This is a genomic window from Mycobacterium sp. NGS34 (genome assembly GCF_059812845.1).
Map to the genome: position 1 here is coordinate 170,981 of NZ_JCALDM010000008.1, position 18,173 is coordinate 189,153.

Consider the following 18,173-nt stretch of genomic DNA (forward strand, 5'->3'; position numbering starts at 1 on the left):
AGGTCACGCCGAGATCGACGCTATCGTCAGGCCTCCTCGAACTTTTCCGCGCTGCTGTCGATCTGGATGGATGTGTCGGTGGACCGGTCCACCCTCTCGGCATGGGCGAAGTATTTGTCGGCAGCGAGGCCGTTTCTGCCGGCGCACTGAACGAGTACCAGTTGCGCCGGTGGTATCGAACGATCTTCCGCGACGTCTATGTATCGAAGTTCAACGAGGCGTCGCTGAATGACCGCACCCTTGGCGCCTGGTTGTGGTCGCGACGACAAGCGGTGATCGCTGGCATCGCGGCGTCCGCGCTACACGGTGCACGCTGGGTTGACGCCGATACGCCTATCGAACTGATCTCGAAAAGCGCGCGGCCTCAACGCGGGCTGATCGTCCGAAACGAGACCCTTGGGGCCGACGAAGTGACAACAAGTAAGCGCCTGCCAGTGACGTCCGTCGCCCGCACCGCATTCGACCTCGGCCGCCACCTGCCACGTCAGCAGGCGCTGGCGCGGCTCGATGCGCTCATGCGAGCCACCCCCTTCTCTCTCGAAGACGTTTCGGTCTTGCACAAGCGATACCGCGGCGCTCGCGGTCTCCGACAGCTAACGGAGCTGCTGCCGCTGGTGGACGGTGGCGCGGCATCGCCCAAGGAAAGCTGGTTGCGGTTGCTTCTCATCGACGGCGGACTGCCCAAACCAACGACGCAAATACCGGTCAACGACGGTTGGCGACCAGTCGGCGTGCTCGATATGGGCTGGGATGACTACATGGTCGCCGCGGAATACGACGGCGATCAACACCGCACCGACCGCAGGCAATACGTGTGGGACCAGCGGCGCCTGGCCAAACTTGCCGACCTAGGTTGGATCGTTATCCGCGTGATTGCCGAGGACCGGCGCGACGAAATCCTCAACCGCGTCTTTCAAGGGCTTACCCGGCGCGGCTACCGCCCAGATCGACGCTAGCGCGGGACCTACTCGCACTTTTGCGCGCTGGCGTCGATTTCGAAATGAGGTCACACGAAAGCCAGGCCCACCGCGCCCGCGGTGGCCAGGCACATCGACGGGCCGTGCGGCACGGTCCGCGCGCCGCGCCACCACGCGACCACGCCGGCCAGCGCCGTGAGCAGCGGTGCCGCCAGCGCCGCGAGGAACCACACGTCGGGCCCGAAACAGCCGGCCAGTCCGCCCAGCCCGACCGCCAGCTTGACGTCACCGGCCCCCATCGCCGCCGGGGCGACGAGGTGGACCGCCAGGTACGCTCCGCTCAGCGCCGCGGCGCCGGCCAGCGCGGGCAGCCCGCGGCCGGTCAGGGCGGCGGCCAGCAGGATGACAACCACCCCCGGCAGCGTCAGCAGGTTGGGCAGCCGGCGCCGCCGGATGTCGCAGACGCTCAACGCCGCCATCCACAGCAACACGATCCCGGCCGCCATGCGCGGCAGGCTAGCGCAGCGCCGCCTCCATCGCCGCTCGCGGCGCGGGCAGCCCGGTGAACTGTTCCACCTGGGAAAACGCCTGGTGCAGCAGCATCTGGAGGCCGTCGATCACCCGGCCGCCCGCCGCGGCCACCGCGGCGGCCAGCGGCGTGGGCCACGGGTCGTAGACGGCGTCCAGCAGCACCGGGATCGGGGCGAACGCGTCGGCGTACCGTGCGGCCACGTCCGCGGGGATGGTGCTGACCAGCACCTCCGCGCCGGCCACCTCGCCGGACAGCCGGGCGCTGTCCAGGCCGCAGAACCGGGTCTCGACGCCGACGCGGGCGCCGAGTTCCACCAGCCGGGCCGCCTTGTCCGCATCCCGCGCCACCACCGTCACCCCGGCGACGCCGAGCGCGGCCAGGCCCACGACGGCCGCCGGCGCGGTGCCCCCCGATCCACAGACCAGCGCCCATCCCGAGGCCGATCCGACGGCGCCGGACACCCCGTCGACGTCGGTGTTGTCGGCCCGCCACCCCGCCGGCGTGCGGACCAGGGTGTTGGCCGAGCCGACCAGGGCCGCGCGCTCGGTGCGCTCATCGGCGAAGCGCAGCGCGGCGAATTTGCCCGGCGCGGTCACCGACGCCCCGACCCATTCGGGCCCGAAACCGCCGACCACGCCGGGCAGTTCCTCGGCGCCGCACTCGATGCGGTCGTAGGTCCAGTCGTCCAGCCCCAGCGCCCGGTACGCGGCCAGGTGCAGTTGCGGGGAGCGCGAATGCGCGATCGGCGAACCGAGGACGGCCGCCTTTCTAGCGGGGCGTGCTGTCGAGGACACCGTTGTGCTTAGCCAGTTCGATGTTGGCCAAATGCTGCTTGTAATCCTGGGTGAACAGCGTCGTGCCCTGGGCATCGATGGTGACGAAGTACAGCCAGTCACCCGGCTCCGGATGCTCGGCCGCGCGTAGCGCGTCCACCCCGGGCGAACAGATCGCCGTGGCCGGCAGCCCCTGGGACACGTAGGTGTTCCACGGCGTCTTCTGGGCGCGGTCGGCGTCGCTGGTGGCGACCTCGCGGCGGTCCAGCGGATAGTTCACGGTCGAGTCGAATTCCAGCGTGTGGTGGGCGTGCAGGCGGTTGTAGATCACCTGCGCCACCTTCGGGAAGTCCTGTGTGTTGGACTCCTGCTGCACCAGCGACGCGACCACCAGGATGTCGTAGGGCGACAGCCCCCTGGCCTGCGCGGAATCCTGCAGGCCCGACTTCATGTACTCGGCGGCGCCCGCGCTGATCAGGCTCGTCAGGATGCTTTCGGCCGACGACGCGGGGTCGACGTTGAAGGTCCCCGGCGCGATCAGGCCCTCGATGCGGCGATGGTCCTTGCCCAGCTCGGTGACCGGCTCGACGGCCCACGGCGGCACCGCCAGCGTCGTGGGCGCGCTGTTGGACGCCGCGGCGCGCAGGTCGCCCACCGAGACGCAGCGCTTGTCGCCGTCGAGGTCCACGCAGGTGGCGCGGGAGATCAGCGAGAAGATGCCGGGGTTGACCACGTTGGTCTTCATGTCGGTGGTGTCGTCGAGCTGCCGGCCCTCGGGGATGACCAGTCGCCCCACCCGGTTGCTGGGGTCGGCCAGCCGCGCCACGGCGTTGGCCGCCGGGATCTCGGTGCGCATCCGGTAGTAGCCGGGCTGGATCGAGTTGATCGCGGCGTTGCCGTGCGCGGCGTTGACGAACGCGCGGACGGTGGCGACCACGCCCTGGCTGTGCAGCGTCTCGCCGACCATGGTGGTCGAGTCGCCGTCCTGCACGTGAATCACGATGTCGCGCTTGCCGTTTCCGCTGTAGTCGTCGCCGGATCCGAACACCGTGTTCCACAGCCGGGTGCCGACGAAGACGACGGTCACCATGACCACGACGGACAGCACCAGCGTGACCCGGCCAACGAAACGCTTGCGCCGCTTGCGCTGTGCTGCCCGGTTGCGGGCAACCCGGCTCGACCTCCGCCGCGGCGGCCCGACCGCCTCCGGCTCGGTGCGCTGGCCGCGGGCGCTGTCAACCATCGCTGACCCCCCCGCTGGCCGCGCGGCGCTGGTCGAGCCAGCTCTGCAGGATCGCCACCGCCGCGGCCTGGTCGATCACCGCGCGCTGCTGCCGGGCCCGCACCCCCGCGGCGCGCAGCGACCGCTGGGCGCTGACGGTGGTCAGCCGCTCGTCGGCCAGGCGCACCGGCGTCGGGGCGATCCGCCGGGCCAGCGCCTCGGCCAGCTCGATCGCGTCCACCGCCGACGGCCCGGTGCGGTCGGCCAGGGTGCGCGGCAACCCGACGATCACCTCGACGGCCTCCAGCTCCGCGGCCAGCTCGGCCAGCCGGCGCACGTGCTTGCCGGAACGGTCGCGGCGCACCGTCTCCACCGGGGTGGCCAGGATGCCGTCCGGGTCACTCGCGGCCACCCCGATGCGCACGCTGCCCACGTCGATGCCGAGCCTGCGTCCGCGCCCGGGGTCCTGGTCGGGATCGCCGGGCCGGTCGGGGAGGCGGTGCTGTGTCAAGACCACTCAACCGACCCGCGCGATCTCGGAACGCACCGCGTCGAGGGCCGCGTCGATGCCGGTCGGGTCCTTCCCCGAACCCTGCGCCAGGTCGGCCTTGCCGCCGCCGCGGCCGTCGACGGCCCCGGCGAGCGGTTTGATCAGCTCGTTGGCGCGAATGCCGAGCTCCTGGGCGGCGGCGTTGGCGGCGACCGCATACGGCACGCTGTTGCCCTCACCCTCGGAGATGAGCGCCACCACCGCCGGATCGCTGCCCAGCTTGCCCCGGATGTCGCCGACCAGCGAGCGCAGGTCGGCCGCCGTCATCCCGCTCGACATCCGTTGCGCCACCACACGCACGTTACCGATGCGCTCGGCGCCGGCGGCGGCGTTGGTCGCGGCGGCCCGCGCGCCGGCGAGCCGGGCGCGTTCGAGTTCCTTCTCGGCGGCCTTGAGGCGCTCCACCAGGTTGGCGACCCGCGCCGGCACCTCCTCGGACGGCACCTTCAGCGACGACGCCAGCCCGGCCATCAGCGCGCGCTCCTTGGCCAGGTGGCGGAACGACTCCAGCCCGACGTAGGCCTCCACCCGGCGGACCCCCGAGCCGATCGACGACTCGCCCAGGAGGGTCACCGGACCGATCTGCGCCGAGTTGTGCACGTGCGTCCCGCCGCACAGCTCCAGGGAGAACGGCCCGCCGATCTCGACCACCCGCACTTCGTCCGGATACGCCTCGCCGAAGAGCGCCATCGCCCCCATCGCCTTGGCCTTCTCCAGCTTCTCGGTGAAGGTGTGCACCTCGAAGTCGGCCTGCACGGCCTGGTTGGTCACCTCTTCGATCTGGGTGCGCTGGTCCTCGCTCAGCGGGCCTTGCCAGTTGAAGTCGAAACGCAGATACCCCGGCCGGTTCAGCGATCCCGCCTGAACGGCGTTGGGCCCCAGCACCTGTCGCAGCGCGGCGTGCACCATGTGGGTGCCCGAGTGGCCCTGCGTGGCGCCGCGGCGCCAATCCGGGTCCACGGCCGCGACGACGGTGTCGCCCTCCACGAACTCCCCCGACTCGACGTTGACCCGGTGCACCCAAAGAGTTTTGGCGATCTTCTGCACGTCGGTGACGGCCGCGCGAGCGCTCTCGTTCGCGCCGGTTCCGCTGATGCTGCCCTCGTCGGCGATCTGCCCGCCCGACTCGGCGTAGAGCGGGGTGCGGTCCAGCACCAACTCGACGCGCTCGGCCCCGTCGGCTCCGTGCGCGACGACCGGCACCCGCCTGCCGTCCACGAAGATACCCAAAATCCTTGCCTCGGAGGCCAACTCGTCGAAGCCGGTGAACTCGGTGGGCCCGGCGTCGACGAGCTCGCGGTAGGCGCTCAGGTCGGCATGCGCGTGCTTGCGCGCGGCGGCGTCGGCCTTGGCGCGCTGGCGCTGCTGCAGCATCAGCTCGTGAAAGCCCGCCTGGTCGACCTTCAAACCGGCCTCGTTCGCCATCTCGAGGGTGAGCTCGATCGGGAACCCGTAGGTGTCGTGCAGGGTGAACGCGTCGGATCCCGAGACCTGTTTGGCGCCCGATGATTTCGTCGCGCTGACCACCTCGTCGAACAATCTCGAACCCGACGACAGCGTCCGGTTGAAGGCCGTCTCCTCGGCCACGGCGATGCGCCGGATCCGGTCGAAGTCGGTGACGAGTTCGGGATACGACGGGCCCATCGAGTCGCGCACGGTGGCCATCAGGTCGCCGACGATCGGGTCCTCGATGCCCAGCAGCTTCGCCGACCGGATCACCCGGCGCAGCAGCCGGCGCAGCACGTAGCCGCGCCCGTCGTTGCCGGGGCTGACGCCGTCGCCGATCAGGATCGCCGCGGTGCGGCTGTGGTCGGCGATGACGCGGTAACGCACGTCGTCGTCGTGGTTGCCCACGTCATAGGGGCGCGGGGCGCGCGCCGCCACCACGTCGATGATCGGCCGCAGCAGGTCGGTTTCGTAGACGTTGTGCACGCCCTGCAGGACCAGCGCGATCCGCTCGACGCCCATGCCGGTGTCGATGTTCTTGCGCGGCAACGGCCCGAGGATGGCGTAGTCCTCCTTGGTGCTGCCCTCGCCGCGCTCGTTGGCCATGAACACCAGGTTCCAAACCTCGAGGTAGCGGTCCTCGTTGGCGACGGGTCCACCCTCGGGGCCGAACTCGGGCCCGCGGTCGTAGTAGATCTCCGACGACGGCCCGCACGGCCCGGGAATGCCCATCGACCAGTAGTTGTCGGCCATGCCGCGGCGCTGGATCCGCTCGGCCGGCAGGCCGGCGATCTCCTGCCACAGCTCGACGGCCTCGTCGTCGTCGTGAAACACGGTGGCCCAGAGCCTTTCGGGGTCCAGGCCGTACCCGCCGTCGGCGATGGGATCGGTCAGCAGCGACCAGGCCAGCTCGATCGCCCCGCGCTTGAAGTAGTCGCCGAAGGAGAAGTTGCCGGCCATCTGGAAGAAGGTGTTGTGCCGGGTGGTGATGCCCACCTCGTCGATATCGGGCGTGCGGATGCACTTTTGGATGCTGGTGGCCGTCGCGTACGGCGGCGTGCGCGCGCCCAGGAAGAACGGCACGAACTGGACCATCCCGGCGTTGACGAACAGCAGGTTGGGGTCGTCGAGGATGACCGATGCGCTCGGCACCTCGGTGTGGCCCGCCTTCACGAAGTGATCGAGGAATCGCTTCCTGATCTCGTGTGTCTGCACTTTTGGTCCGCTTCTTCCTTGTTGCGTTGGTTTGCTTCGATCGGGGTTCCCAGCCTAGACAGCTAGCCCTCCAGGAAGCTCAACCGCACCGACCGCCGCGGATTGTCCCGGTTGAGGTCGACCAGCACGATGCTTTGCCACGTGCCCAGCTGCGGGTCGCCGCTGGCGACCGGCACCGTCACCGACGGCGCGACGATCGCCGGCAGCACGTGGTCGGCGCCGTGGCCGGGCGACCCGTGCGCGTGCCGGTACCTCTCGTCGCGCGGCAGCAGGCGTTCCAGCGTGTCGACCAGGTCGTCGTCGGAGCCGGCGCCGGTCTCGATGATCGCGACCCCGGCCGTCGCGTGCGGGACGAACACGTTGCACAGGCCGTCCCCATAGCTGAAGCAGAACCGGCGCACCGCATCGGTCAGATCGACGATGCGGCGCTGGGCGGTGTCTACCTGCAGCACATCGGTATGCACCCGGTCCAGCCTACGGCGAGGCCGGCGTGACCGGCCAATCGTTTGTGAGGGCGGCCACACCCCCGGGGGGCATTGCCACCGTTAACCACCAGGAGGAAGGTAACTCCTGGACCGGTGGCGCCACCGGGGCGCTGCCCCGACAAAGAGGGGGTGGATCGTGTACGCACGCTCTACCACTATTCAGGCGCAAACCTCTTCCATCGACGGGGGTATCGCGCACGTTCGCGACGAGGTGATGCCCGCGCTGCAGGCGATGGCGGGCTGTGTCGGGGTGTCCCTCTTGGTCGACCGGCAGTCGGGCCGGTGCATTGCCACGAGTGCGTGGGAGACCGAGGACGCGATGCGCGCCAGCGCGGATCAGGTGACGCCGATCCGCGATCGGGCCGCGGAGATGTTCGGCGGCTCGGCAGAAACCAACGAGTGGGAGATCGCGGCGCTCCACCGCGACCACCACGCGCCCGACGGCGCGGGCGTCCGCGCGACCTGGGTCAAGGTGCCGCAGGATCAAATGGACAGCGGCATCGAGTACTTCAAGTCGTCCGTCCTGCCGCAGCTCGAGGACCTCGACGGGTTCTGCAGCGCCAGCCTGCTGGTCGACCGCGCATCCGGGCGGGGGGTGTCGTCGGTGACGTTCGACAGCCTCGACGCGATGGATCGCAACCGGGACCAGGCGACGGCCCTCAAGATCGCGTCGATCCGGGAGGCGGGCGTCGAGGAACTCGACGAGCGCGAGTTCGAGCTGGCGCTGGCGCACCTGCGCGTTCCCGAGATGGCCTGACCTGGGCCAGGTGGCTCCGCCGGGCCCATTGCCACGCCCAGTCCGCAGGAGGAAGGTAGTCGGTGGGACCGGTGGCGCCACCGGGGCGCTGCCCCGACATGAGGAGGGGTCGGTCGTGTACGCACGCTCAACCACCATCCAGGCGCAACCCTTGTCGGTCGACATCGGCATTGCCCACGTTCGCGATGTCGTCATGCCCGCCCTGCAGGAAATGGACGGGTATGTCGGGATGTCGCTGTTGGTTGACCGGCAGGACGGCACCTGCATCGCCACCAGCTCCTGGAACAGCCTGGAGAAGATGCGCGCCAGCGCCGAGCGGGTGGCACCCGTCCGCGACCGCGCCGCCATGATGTTCTCCGGCCAGGCGCGGGTCGAAGAATGGGACATCTCGCTGATGCGCCGCGATCACCGGTCGCATCAGGGGGCGTGCGTGCGGGCCACCTGGCTCAAAGTGGTGCCGGACCATCTCGAGCGGTCCCTCAACTTCTACCGAATGTATGTGCTGCCGGAGTTGGAGACGCTCGACGGCTTCTGCAGCGCCAGCCTGATGGTCGACCACCCGGCGTGCCGGCGGGCGGTGGCGTGCTCGAGCTTCGACAGCATGGAAGCGATGGCGCGCAACCGGGACCGGGCCAGTGAGCTGCGCAGCAGGCGCGCCCGGGACCTGGGGGCCGAGGTGCTCGACGTCGCCGAATTCGAGCTGGCGATCGCCCACCTGCGGGTGCCCGAGCTGGTCTAGGGCAAAGCGTCCCCGGGGAATCCGCGGCACTCGTGCACCTGGTAGGTGAACACCCCCGCCGCCACCCCGGGGTCGTCGGCCATGATCGCGGTGGTCTCCTCGACCGTGGCCGCGAACACCCCGATGCCGCACACGTCGGAGGAGTCCGTGACCGGCAGCACCACCGCCAGCACGCCGTCGTCGCGCAGGCCGAAGTTGCGCCGGCCGTGCTCCCAGATGATCGGCGGCGACGACTCGTCGCCGAACCTGGGGCCGCGCTTGAGGATGACGACGCTGTAGGTCTTGGCGGTGGGCAGCAGCCGGCCCATCTCCTCGTCGGTAAACGTTTTCATGGTCGTCCCCTCTTGCGGATGATCGCGCGCAGCCGGTCCAGTCGGCCGGCCATCTCGCGCTCGCCGCCGCGGCCGGTGGGCCGATAGTAGTCCACGCCCACCAGCTCGTCGGGCGGATATTGTTGGGCGACAACGCCATCCGGGGCGTCGTGCGAGTACTTGTAGCCCTGCGCGTTGCCCAGCGCCGCGGCGCCGGAGTAGTGCCCGTCGCGCAGGTGCGGCGGCACCAGCCCGGCCCGGCCGCCCCTGATGTCGTCCATCGCCGCCGCCAGCGCGGTGGTGACCGCGTTGGACTTCGGCGCGGTGGCCAGGTGGACGGTGGCGTGCGCCAGCGTCAGCTGGGCCTCCGGCATGCCGATCAGGGCCACGGTCTGGGCGGCGGCGACCGCGGTCTGCAGCGCGGTCGGGTCGGCCATCCCGATGTCCTCGCTGGCCAGGATCATCAGCCGGCGCGCGACGAACCGCGGGTCCTCGCCCGCGACCAGCATGCGGGCCAGGTAGTGCAGCGCGGCGTCGACGTCGGAGCCGCGCACCGACTTGATGAAGGCGCTGACGACGTCGTAGTGCTGGTCGCCGTCGCGGTCGTAGCGCACGGCGGCCTTGTCCAGCGACTGCTCGATGGTCTCGACGGTGACCAGGTCACTCGCCTCAGCAGCGACCTCCAGCGCGGTCAGGGCGCGGCGGGCGTCGCCGGCGGCCAGTTGCACCAGGAGGTCGACGGCCCCGGGCTCGACCTCGACCCGGCCGCCCAGGCCCCGCGGGTCGTCGATCGCGCGCCGGACCAGGGCGCGGATGTCGTCGGACGTCAGCGGCCGCAGCGCCAGGATCAGCGAGCGGGACAGCAGCGGCGCCACCACGGAGAACGACGGGTTCTCCGTCGTCGCCGCCACCAGCAGCACCACCCGGTTCTCGACGGCGGACAGCAGCGCGTCCTGCTGGGTCTTGGAGAACCGGTGCACCTCGTCGATGAACAGCACCGTCTGCTCGCCGGAAAGCAGCGCGTGCCGCGCCTTGTCGATCACCGCGCGGACGTCCTTGACGCCGGCCGACAGCGCGGACAACGCCTCGAACCGGCGGCCGGTCGATCCCGAGATCAGCGCGGCCAGCGTGGTCTTGCCGCTGCCCGGGGGGCCGTACAGGATCACCGACGCGACGCCGGAGCCCTCCACCAGGCGGCGCAGCGGCGATCCGGGCGCCAGCAGGTGGCCCTGGCCGACGACTTCGTCCAGCGACGCCGGCCGCATCCGCACGGCCAGCGGCGCACCCGCCGACACGCCGAAGCCCTGGTCGGTTGTCTGCGGGGCGCCGGGAAGGTCGAAGAGACCGTCGGACACGGTTTTAGGCATACCACGTCGGGGCGACGGCATGCGCCGGCGGAAAAGGCCTGAAAACAATCCAAGCGTCCTGGCGACTTATTTGCTAAGTTCCGGTTTGCCAGATTCCGTGCGCGTGGCCACAAGTTGAATCCAACAGCTAGGACGGACATGAGCCAGCCCCCCGAGTACCCCGGCACCCCCCAGAACCCTCCCGGCTACCCGCCACCGCCCGGTTACGGCGCACCCCCGCCACCACCGCCGCAGGGCCCGCCGCCCGGCTACGGCGCACCGCCGCCCGGTCCCCCGCCCGGGTACGGCGCACCCCCGCCACCGCCTCCCGGTTACGGCGCGCCGCCGGCCGGTTACGCGCCGCAGCCCGGCTACGGCGGGGCCCCCGGCGGTCCGCCGGCCTTCAGCATCGGTGAGGCGTTCAGCTGGGCCTGGGGCAAGTTCACCCAAAACGTCGCGCCCCTGGTCGTCTCCGCCCTGATCTACGCGGTGCTGATCGGCGTCGCCTACAGCGCGATCCTGTTCGGCGGCGGCATGGGCTCGACCACGACGACCACCAACGTCGACGGCTACACGACCGCCACGACGAGCATCGGCGCCGGCGGGATGATCGTCATGATCGTCGGCTACGTATTGATCTATGCGGTAAGCATTTTCGCCCAGGCCGCGTTCACGTCCGGATGCCTCGAGATCGCCGACGGCCGGTCGGTGAGCATCGGTTCGTTCTTCAAGCCGCGCAACCTCGGCAACGTGATCCTCGCCGGGATCATCATCGGGATTTTGACCTCGATCGGCTCGGTCTTGTGCTTCATCCCGGGCCTGATCGTGGCCTTCTTCGCGCAGTTCACCATCCCGTTCATCGTCGACCGGTCGCAGGGCGCCATCGACGGGCTGAAGTCCAGCGTCAGCACGGTCCAGGGGAACCTCGTCAACGCCCTGCTGGCGTGGCTGGTGCAGGCGGCGGCCGTCGTCGTCGGCTTCATCGCTTGTGGCCTGGGCATCCTGGTCGGCGGCCCGGTCGCCGCGCTCATCGGGATCTACGCCTACCGCAAGCTGTCCGGCGGCCAGGTCGTCCCGCTGGAGCAGCCGGGCGGTGGTTACCAGGCCGGGCCGCCCCCGGGCGCGCCGCCGCCGGGTCCCCAATACGGGTAGGCCGGGGCGCCAAGGCGGTTCGCCGCGCTGCGACCTTGTGGCGCTTGTGATGCAATCAGCGGGTGAGCATCAAAGTTGCGCTGGAGCACCGCACCAGCTACACCTTTGACCGACTGGTCCGGGTCTTCCCGCACGTGGTGCGGCTGCGCCCGGCCCCCCACTCCCGCACGGCGATCGAGGCGTATTCGCTGCGGGTCGACCCGGGCGAGCATTTCGTCAACTGGCAGCAGGATGCGGTCGGCAATTTCCTTGCCCGGCTGGTGTTTCCGAACCCCATGAGCCGGCTGACCATCACCGTCGGGCTCATCGCCGACCTCAAGGTGATCAACCCGTTCGACTTCTTCATCGAGGACTGGGCCGAGACGTGGCCCTCGGGTGGGTGGACCTACCCCAAGGAGCTGGCCGACGACCTCAAGCCGTACCTGCGGCCCGTCGACGAGGACGGTGAGGGGTCGGGCCCCGGCGAGCTGGTGCAGGCCTGGGTTGCCAACTTCCGGGTGCCGGACGGCACCCGCACCATCGACTTTCTGGTCGCGCTCAACCGCGCCATCAACGCCGACGTCGCGTACAGCCTGCGGATGGAACCCGGCGTGCAGACACCGGATTTCACGCTGCGCAACGGCGTGGGCTCGTGCCGCGACTCGGCGTGGCTGTTGGTGTCGATCCTGCGCCAGCTCGGGCTGGCCGCCCGGTTCGTGTCGGGCTACCTGGTGCAGCTGGCCTCCGACGTCGAGGCGCTCGACGGGCCGTCCGGGCCCGCCGCCGACTTCACCGACCTGCACGCGTGGACCGAGGTGTACATCCCCGGCGCGGGCTGGATCGGGCTGGACCCGACGTCGGGGCTGTTCGCCGGCGAGGGTCACATCCCGTTGGCCGCCACCCCGCACCCGGCGAGCGCGGCGCCCATCAGCGGCGGCACCGAGCCCTGCGAATCGATCCTGGAGTTCTCCAACACCGTCACCCGCGTCCACGAAGATCCGCGCGTCACGCTGCCCTACACTGACCAGGCCTGGCGGACCATCTGCGACGTGGGGCGGGGTGTCGACGAGCGGCTGGCGGCCGCCGACGTCCGGCTGACCGTGGGCGGGGAGCCGACCTTCGTTTCGGTCGACAACCAGGTCGACGAGGAGTGGACGACGGCCGCCGACGGCCCGCACAAGCGGCAGCGGGCCTCCGACCTGGTCGCCCGGCTGAAGTCGGTGTGGGCGCCGCAGGGGCTGATCCAGCGCGGGCAGGGCCGGTGGTATCCGGGAGAACCGTTGCCGCGCTGGCAGATTGCGCTCTACTGGCGCACCGACGGGCGGCCGCTGTGGAACGACGACGCGCTGCTGGCCGATCCCTGGGGCGCCGCGCCGGGCCAGGTCGGCAAGGAGGCGGCCTACGACGTGCTGGCCGAGGTCGCCGCCGGGTTCGGCCTGCCGGCCTCGCAGCTGCGGCCGGCCTACGAGGACCCGCTGGCGCGGCTGGCCGCCAAGGTGCGCAAGCCGCACGGGGATCCCGTCGAACCCGGTGACGACCTCGACGCGGACACCGACACCGCCGAGAACCGTGCCGCGCTGCTGGCGCGCCTCGACGAATCCACCACGGCCCCGGCCGCTTTCGTGCTGCCGCTGCACCGGCGTGAAGACCAGCTCGGCTGGGCCAGCGCGAACTGGCGGCTGCGCCGCGGGCGCATCGTGCTGCTCGAGGGCGACTCCCCGGCGGGCCTGCGGCTGCCGTTGGACTCCATCAACTGGCGGCCGCCCCGCGCCACGTTCGACGCCGATCCCCTGGCCGTCGCGCACGAACTGCCGGCGGAGCCCGAACAGGGCGACGCCGCAGTGGTCGATCCCGGCGGCGCGCCGCCGACCGCGATGGTCGCCGAGGTGCGCCGCGGGCAGCTGTACGTCTTCGTGCCGCCCACCGAGGCGCTCGAGCACTTCGTCGACCTCATCGCCCGGGTCGAGGCCGCGGCGGCCAAGGCCGACTGCCCGGTGGTGATCGAGGGCTACGGCCCGCCGCCGGACCCGCGGCTGACGTCGGTGACCATCACCCCCGACCCCGGGGTCATCGAGGTCAACGTGCCGCCCACCGCCAGCTTCGCCGAACAGACCCGGCTGCTGGAGTCGCTGTACGAACAGGCGCGGCTGGCCCGGCTGTCCACCGAGTCCTTCGACGTCGACGGCACGCACGGCGGCACCGGCGGCGGCAACCACATCACACTTGGCGGCGTCACGCCCGCGGACTCGCCGCTGCTGCGCCGCCCCGACCTGCTGGTTTCGCTGCTGACCTACTGGCAGCGGCACCCGGCGCTGTCCTACCTGTTCGCCGGGCGATTCGTCGGCACCACGTCGCAGGCGCCGCGCGTCGACGAGGGCCGCTCCGAGGCGCTCTACGAACTCGAGATCGCGTTCGCCGAGATCGCGCGCCTCTCCGCCGGCGGCACCCCCAAGCCCTGGGTGACCGACCGCGCGCTGCGCCACCTACTCACCGACATCACCGGCAACACGCATCGCGCCGAGTTCTGCATCGACAAGCTCTACAGCCCCGACAGCCCCCGCGGCCGGCTCGGCCTGCTGGAGCTGCGCGGCTTCGAGATGCCGCCGCACCTGCGCATGGCGATGGTGCAGTCGCTGCTGGTGCGCTCGCTGGTGGCGTGGTTCTGGGACGAACCGCTGCGCGCCCCGCTGATCCGGCACGGCGCCAACCTGCACGGGCGATACTTGTTGCCGCACTTCCTGATTCACGACATCGCCGACGTGGCCGCCGACCTGCGCGCGCACGGCGTGCCCTTCGAGACCAGCTGGCTGGACCCGTTCACCGAGTTCCGCTTCCCGCGCATCGGGACCGCCGTCTTCGACGGCGTTGAGATCGAGCTGCGCGGGGCGATCGAACCGTGGAACACCCTCGGCGAGGAGGCCACCGCGACGGGCACGGCCCGCTACGTCGACTCGTCGGTCGAGCGCATCCAGGTCCGCATCATCGGCGCCGACCGGCACCGCTACGTGGTGACGGCCAACGGCTACCCGGTGCCGCTGCTGGCCACCGACAACCCCGACATCCACGTGGGCGGCGTGCGGTTCAAGGCCTGGCAGCCGCCCAGCGCGCTGCACCCGACCATCAGCACCGACGTGCCGCTGCAGTTCGAGCTGGTCGACCTCACCACCGGGACGTCGCGCGGCGGCTGCACCTATCACGTCGCCCATCCCGGCGGCCGCGCCTACGACGAGCCCCCGGTCAACGCCGTCGAGGCCGAGTCGCGCCGCGCCCGCCGCTTCGAGGCGACCGGCTTCACCCCGGGCAAGCTGGACCTGGCCGCGATCAAGGAGCGGCAAGCCAGGATTCTCACCGACATCGGCGCGCCGGGCATCCTCGACCTGCGGCGCGTGCGTACCGTGCAGCAGTAAATGTCGTCCCTCGAAGTCCCCTCCGCCCACTACGACGCCGACCGGCTGCTGGCCGGATACCGGACCGCGCGGGCCCAGGAAGCGCTGTTCGACCTGCGGCACGGCCCCCGGGTCGGTTACGACGAGTTCGTCGACCGGGACGGCAACGTGCGGCCGGCGTGGTCCGAGCTCGCCGACGCGGTCGCCGAACGCGGCCGGGCCGGGCTGAACCGGCTGCGCTCGGTGGTGAACGGCCTGATCGACAACGACGGCATCACCTACACCGAGGTCGATCCCGACCACGGCGGGGTGGAGCCCCGGCCCTGGCTCCTGGACACCCTGCCGATCGTGCTGTCCGCGGCCGACTGGGACGTGCTGGAGGCCGGGCTGGTGCAGCGTTCGCGGCTGCTCGACGCCGTGCTCGCGGACCTCTACGGGCCCCGCGCGCTGCTCACCGAGGGCATCCTGCCGCCGCAACTGGTGTTCGGTCACCCCGGTTACGTGCGGCCCGCCAACGGCATCGAGGTGCCCGGACACCACCAGCTGTTCATGCACGCCTGCGACGTCAGCCGGGTGCCGGACGGCAGCTTCGCGGTCAACGCCGACTGGACGCAGGCGCCGTCCGGCGCGGGCTACGCGCTGGCCGACAGACGCGTTGTGGCGCACTCGATTCCGGACCTCTACGAACGGATCGCGCCGCGGCCGACGACCCCGTTCGCGCAGGCGCTGCGGCTCGCGCTCATCGACGCCGCCCCCGACGTCGCCCAGGACCCGGTGGTCGTGGTGCTGTCCCCCGGCATCTACTCGGAGACCGCGTTCGACCAGGCGTACCTGGCCACCCTGCTGGGCTTCCCGCTGGTGGAGTCCGCGGACCTGGTGGTGCGCGACGGCAAGCTGTGGATGCGCTCGCTGGGCACGCTCAAACGCGTCGACGTGGTGCTGCGCCGGGTCGACGCGGAGTACACCGACCCGCTGGACCTGCGGGCCGATTCGCACCTCGGCGTCGTCGGGCTGGTGGAGGCGCAGCACCGCGGGACGGTGACCGTGGTCAACACGCTGGGCAGCGGAATCCTGGAAAGCCCTGGGCTGCTTCGGTTTTTGCCGCAGCTGGCCGAGCGGCTGCTCGACGAGGCCCCGCTGCTCGCGACGGCGCCGGTCTACTGGGGCGGCGTCGCCGGCGAACGCTCACACCTGCTGGCCAACCTGTCGTCGCTGCTGATCAAGTCCACGGTCGGCGGGAAAACCCTTGTCGGACCGACGCTTTCGTCGGCGCAGCTGGCCGAGCTGGCCGCTTGCATCGAGCACATGCCGTGGCACTGGGTCGGCCAGGAGCTGCCGCAGTTCTCGTCGGCGCCCACCGATCACACCGGTGTGCTGTCGTCGGCCGGCGTCGGCATGCGGCTCTTCACGGTCGCCCAGCGCGGCGGCTACGCGCCGATGATCGGCGGCTCCGGTTACGTGCTGGCGCCCGGACCCGCCGCGTACACGTTGAAAACCGTTGCGGCGAAAGATGTCTGGGTGCGCCCGACGGAGCGGGCGCGGGCCGAGACGGTCACGCTCCCGTCGGCGCCGGAACCGGCGAAGACCGCGGCGGGCACCTGGGGGGTCAGCTCGCCGCGCGTGCTGTCCGACCTGTTCTGGATGGGGCGCTACGGCGAGCGGGCCGAGGAGATGGCCCGGCTACTCATCGTGGCCCGCGACCGCTTCCACGTCTACCGGCACCAGCAGCACACCGAGGAAAGCGAGTGCGTGCCGGTCCTGATGGCCGCGCTGGGCCGGATCACCGGCAGCGACACCAGCGCGGGCTACGGCGACACCGACGACCACGCGGAAATGATCGCCGTCGCCCCCTCGATGCTGTGGTCGCTGACCCTGGACCCGAATCAGCCCGGCTCGCTGGTGGGATCGGTGGACGGGCTGGCGCTGGCCGCCAGGTCGGTGCGCGACCAGTTGTCCAACGACACGTGGACGGTGCTGGCCGGGGTGGAGCGCGCGCTGGCGTTGCGATCCGATCCGCCGGACTCCCTGGCCGAGGCCGACGCCCTGCTCGCGTCGGCCCAGACCCACACGCTGGCCGGGATGCTGACGCTGGCCGGGGTGGCCGCCGAGTCGATGGTGCGCGACGTGGGCTGGACGATGATGGACATCGGCAAGCGCATCGAACGCGGCCTGTGGCTGACCGCCCTGCTGCGGGCCACGCTGACCGTCGTCCGCGGCGCGGCCGCCGAGCAGACCATCATCGAGGCGGCGCTGGTCGCGTGCGAGTCGTCGGTCATCTACCGGCGCCGCAACGTCGGCAAGGTCAGCGTCGCCGCGGTGGCCGAGCTGATGCTGTTCGACGCCAGCAACCCGCGCTCGCTGCTCTACCAGCTGGAGCGGCTGCGGATCGACCTCAAGGACCTGCCCAGCTCGTCGGGGTCGTCGCGCCCCGAGCGGTTGGTCGACGAGATCAGCACGCTGCTGCGCCGGTCGCACCCCGAGGAGCTCGAGGAGATCGCCGACGGCCGCCGCGCGCAGCTCGACGAACTGCTCGACGCGATCCACGCCGAGCTGCGCAACCTGGCCGAGGTCATCACCGAGACGCAGCTGCGGTTGCCGGGCGGGTTCCAGCCGCTGTGGGGCCCCGACGAACGCCGCGTGATGCCGGCCTAACCGTCCAGTTTCATTGGACCCCAACCGTTTCACGCGTGTCGACGGCCCGGATGGCGTTCCGTAGTACCAATCCCATGGCGATCAGGAAGACCGCATACGCGACGAACGCGAGCCAGAACACGAAGATCCCACGCCAGGCGAACGGTCCGCTGTGGAATAAGAAGGCAAGCACATCGGGCAGGAAAGAGAAGGCGATCCAAAAGTTCAGGTAGCCCACCCACCGGGGCAGGATGGCCCGGTGATCGCTCAGGATCGCGGTGCCGATCGCGATGTTCTGGATGATGAACGGCCCGATTGGCGTGATGAAGAGTAGCCAGGCCACATCGTTCAGCGTGATGGTCAGCTCCGGAGTGCGGTCGGGCCGAAACGGGATCACCGTCATCAACAACAGCGGCATCACAAGGAACACGCCGGTTGCCGCACCGCTGACCAGTTGCAGGAAAGTCAGTATCGGCGTCCGACCCTCCATCCGCGCCAGGAACACGCCGATCAGCGCAATGAGGGGGAGCACCAGGCAGATACCGAGTCCGGCGATGACCAGGCCCGCCGCGACGCGGGTGGTATGGCCGTAGAAGTCGACGACCTCTTGGGTTGTGCTGTTCGGACCGAGCGGCATGGGCAGGACGCCCGCTATGAGGAACCCGATGGAGACGATCAGCACCGTCGCAGGCCCGGACCAAGCGCACGCCAGCTGGATGCGCTTCGACATGG

Annotated in this window: 15 protein-coding genes; 6 read left to right on the forward strand and 9 right to left on the reverse strand. The window is 70.6% G+C overall.

Annotated features, from left to right (window positions below; genetic code table 11):
- Positions 1-101 precede the first annotated feature (101 nt).
- A complete protein-coding gene (locus AC5Y7V_RS20915; RefSeq protein WP_499881944.1) occupies positions 102-956 on the forward strand; it encodes a type IV toxin-antitoxin system AbiEi family antitoxin in 855 nt (284 codons plus the stop codon).
- A gap of 50 nt (positions 957-1,006) precedes the next feature.
- On the opposite strand, the gene AC5Y7V_RS20920 is transcribed toward AC5Y7V_RS20915, so the two are convergent.
- From AC5Y7V_RS20920 to AC5Y7V_RS20945, 6 genes are all read right to left on the reverse strand, one after another.
- A complete protein-coding gene (locus AC5Y7V_RS20920) occupies positions 1,007-1,423 on the reverse strand; it encodes an A24 family peptidase (protein WP_499881945.1) in 417 nt (138 codons plus the stop codon).
- A 10-nt stretch (positions 1,424-1,433) separates the two neighbouring features.
- Positions 1,434-2,243 (reverse strand): shikimate dehydrogenase, encoded by an 810-nt coding sequence (locus AC5Y7V_RS20925; protein ID WP_499881946.1) that lies wholly within the window; start codon positions 2,241-2,243, stop codon positions 1,434-1,436.
- Positions 2,218-3,465 (reverse strand): endolytic transglycosylase MltG, encoded by a 1,248-nt coding sequence (locus AC5Y7V_RS20930; RefSeq protein ID WP_499881947.1) that lies wholly within the window; start codon positions 3,463-3,465, stop codon positions 2,218-2,220. The genes AC5Y7V_RS20925 and AC5Y7V_RS20930 overlap by 26 nt, the downstream gene beginning before the upstream one ends.
- The gene (ruvX, locus tag AC5Y7V_RS20935; protein ID WP_499881948.1) at positions 3,458-3,961 is read right to left on the reverse strand and encodes a Holliday junction resolvase RuvX; all 504 of its coding nucleotides are present in this window, start codon (positions 3,959-3,961) and stop codon (positions 3,458-3,460) included. Before ruvX ends, AC5Y7V_RS20930 begins: the two co-directional genes overlap by 8 nt.
- Positions 3,962-6,655, reverse strand: a complete 2,694-nt coding sequence (gene alaS, locus AC5Y7V_RS20940; RefSeq protein WP_499881949.1) for an alanine--tRNA ligase — start codon at positions 6,653-6,655, stop codon at positions 3,962-3,964. It lies immediately after the preceding gene.
- A gap of 62 nt (positions 6,656-6,717) precedes the next feature.
- Positions 6,718-7,107 (reverse strand): secondary thiamine-phosphate synthase enzyme YjbQ, encoded by a 390-nt coding sequence (locus tag AC5Y7V_RS20945; protein ID WP_193376520.1) that lies wholly within the window; start codon positions 7,105-7,107, stop codon positions 6,718-6,720.
- Positions 7,108-7,276: 169 nt separating this feature from the next.
- On the opposite strand from AC5Y7V_RS20945, the gene AC5Y7V_RS20950 reads away from it, so the two are divergent.
- Together AC5Y7V_RS20950 and AC5Y7V_RS20955 are read left to right on the forward strand one after the other, a co-directional pair.
- A complete protein-coding gene (locus tag AC5Y7V_RS20950) occupies positions 7,277-7,897 on the forward strand; it encodes a hypothetical protein (RefSeq protein WP_499881950.1) in 621 nt (206 codons plus the stop codon).
- A 115-nt stretch (positions 7,898-8,012) separates the two neighbouring features.
- Positions 8,013-8,636 carry a hypothetical protein gene (locus AC5Y7V_RS20955; RefSeq protein WP_499881951.1) on the forward strand — a complete coding sequence of 208 codons (624 nt, stop codon included), beginning with the start codon at positions 8,013-8,015 and terminating at the stop codon, positions 8,634-8,636.
- Here AC5Y7V_RS20955 and AC5Y7V_RS20960 read toward each other — a convergent pair.
- Together AC5Y7V_RS20960 and AC5Y7V_RS20965 are read right to left on the reverse strand one after the other, a co-directional pair.
- Positions 8,633-8,968, reverse strand: a complete 336-nt coding sequence (locus AC5Y7V_RS20960) for a YciI family protein (RefSeq protein ID WP_499881952.1) — start codon at positions 8,966-8,968, stop codon at positions 8,633-8,635. The two genes, AC5Y7V_RS20955 and AC5Y7V_RS20960, sit on opposite strands and share 4 nt — an antisense overlap.
- Positions 8,965-10,314 (reverse strand): replication-associated recombination protein A, encoded by a 1,350-nt coding sequence (locus AC5Y7V_RS20965; protein ID WP_499881953.1) that lies wholly within the window; start codon positions 10,312-10,314, stop codon positions 8,965-8,967. The genes AC5Y7V_RS20960 and AC5Y7V_RS20965 overlap by 4 nt, the downstream gene beginning before the upstream one ends.
- Before the next feature lie 138 nt (positions 10,315-10,452).
- Between AC5Y7V_RS20965 and AC5Y7V_RS20970 the strand changes: the two genes are divergently transcribed.
- The 3 genes from AC5Y7V_RS20970 to AC5Y7V_RS20980 all read left to right on the forward strand — a co-directional run bounded on the left by AC5Y7V_RS20970 (position 10,453) and on the right by AC5Y7V_RS20980 (position 17,462).
- The gene (locus AC5Y7V_RS20970) at positions 10,453-11,445 is read left to right on the forward strand and encodes a DUF7847 domain-containing protein (RefSeq protein WP_499881954.1); all 993 of its coding nucleotides are present in this window, start codon (positions 10,453-10,455) and stop codon (positions 11,443-11,445) included.
- 62 nt (positions 11,446-11,507) lie between these two features.
- Positions 11,508-14,831, forward strand: a complete 3,324-nt coding sequence (locus AC5Y7V_RS20975) for a transglutaminase family protein (RefSeq protein ID WP_499881955.1) — start codon at positions 11,508-11,510, stop codon at positions 14,829-14,831.
- Entirely contained in the window at positions 14,832-17,462 is a 2,631-nt protein-coding gene (locus tag AC5Y7V_RS20980) for a circularly permuted type 2 ATP-grasp protein (protein ID WP_499881956.1), read from the forward strand.
- A gap of 10 nt (positions 17,463-17,472) precedes the next feature.
- On the opposite strand, the gene AC5Y7V_RS20985 is transcribed toward AC5Y7V_RS20980, so the two are convergent.
- Positions 17,473-18,171, reverse strand: coding sequence for a hypothetical protein (locus AC5Y7V_RS20985; protein ID WP_499881957.1), 699 nt, complete (start codon positions 18,169-18,171; stop codon positions 17,473-17,475).
- Positions 18,172-18,173: the final 2 nt, after the last annotated feature.

Coding starts and splice junctions, on each gene's coding strand:
- AC5Y7V_RS20915 (WP_499881944.1), top strand. CDS start 102: ATGGGCGAAGTATTTGTCGGCAGCGAGGCCGTTTCTGCCGGCGCACTG.
- AC5Y7V_RS20920 (WP_499881945.1), bottom strand. CDS start 1,423: ATGGCGGCCGGGATCGTGTTGCTGTGGATGGCGGCGTTGAGCGTCTGC.
- AC5Y7V_RS20930 (WP_499881947.1), bottom strand. CDS start 3,465: ATGGTTGACAGCGCCCGCGGCCAGCGCACCGAGCCGGAGGCGGTCGGG.
- AC5Y7V_RS20960 (WP_499881952.1), bottom strand. CDS start 8,968: ATGAAAACGTTTACCGACGAGGAGATGGGCCGGCTGCTGCCCACCGCC.
- AC5Y7V_RS20965 (WP_499881953.1), bottom strand. CDS start 10,314: ATGCCTAAAACCGTGTCCGACGGTCTCTTCGACCTTCCCGGCGCCCCG.
- AC5Y7V_RS20970 (WP_499881954.1), top strand. CDS start 10,453: ATGAGCCAGCCCCCCGAGTACCCCGGCACCCCCCAGAACCCTCCCGGC.
- AC5Y7V_RS20980 (WP_499881956.1), top strand. CDS start 14,832: ATGTCGTCCCTCGAAGTCCCCTCCGCCCACTACGACGCCGACCGGCTG.
- AC5Y7V_RS20985 (WP_499881957.1), bottom strand. CDS start 18,171: ATGTCGAAGCGCATCCAGCTGGCGTGCGCTTGGTCCGGGCCTGCGACG.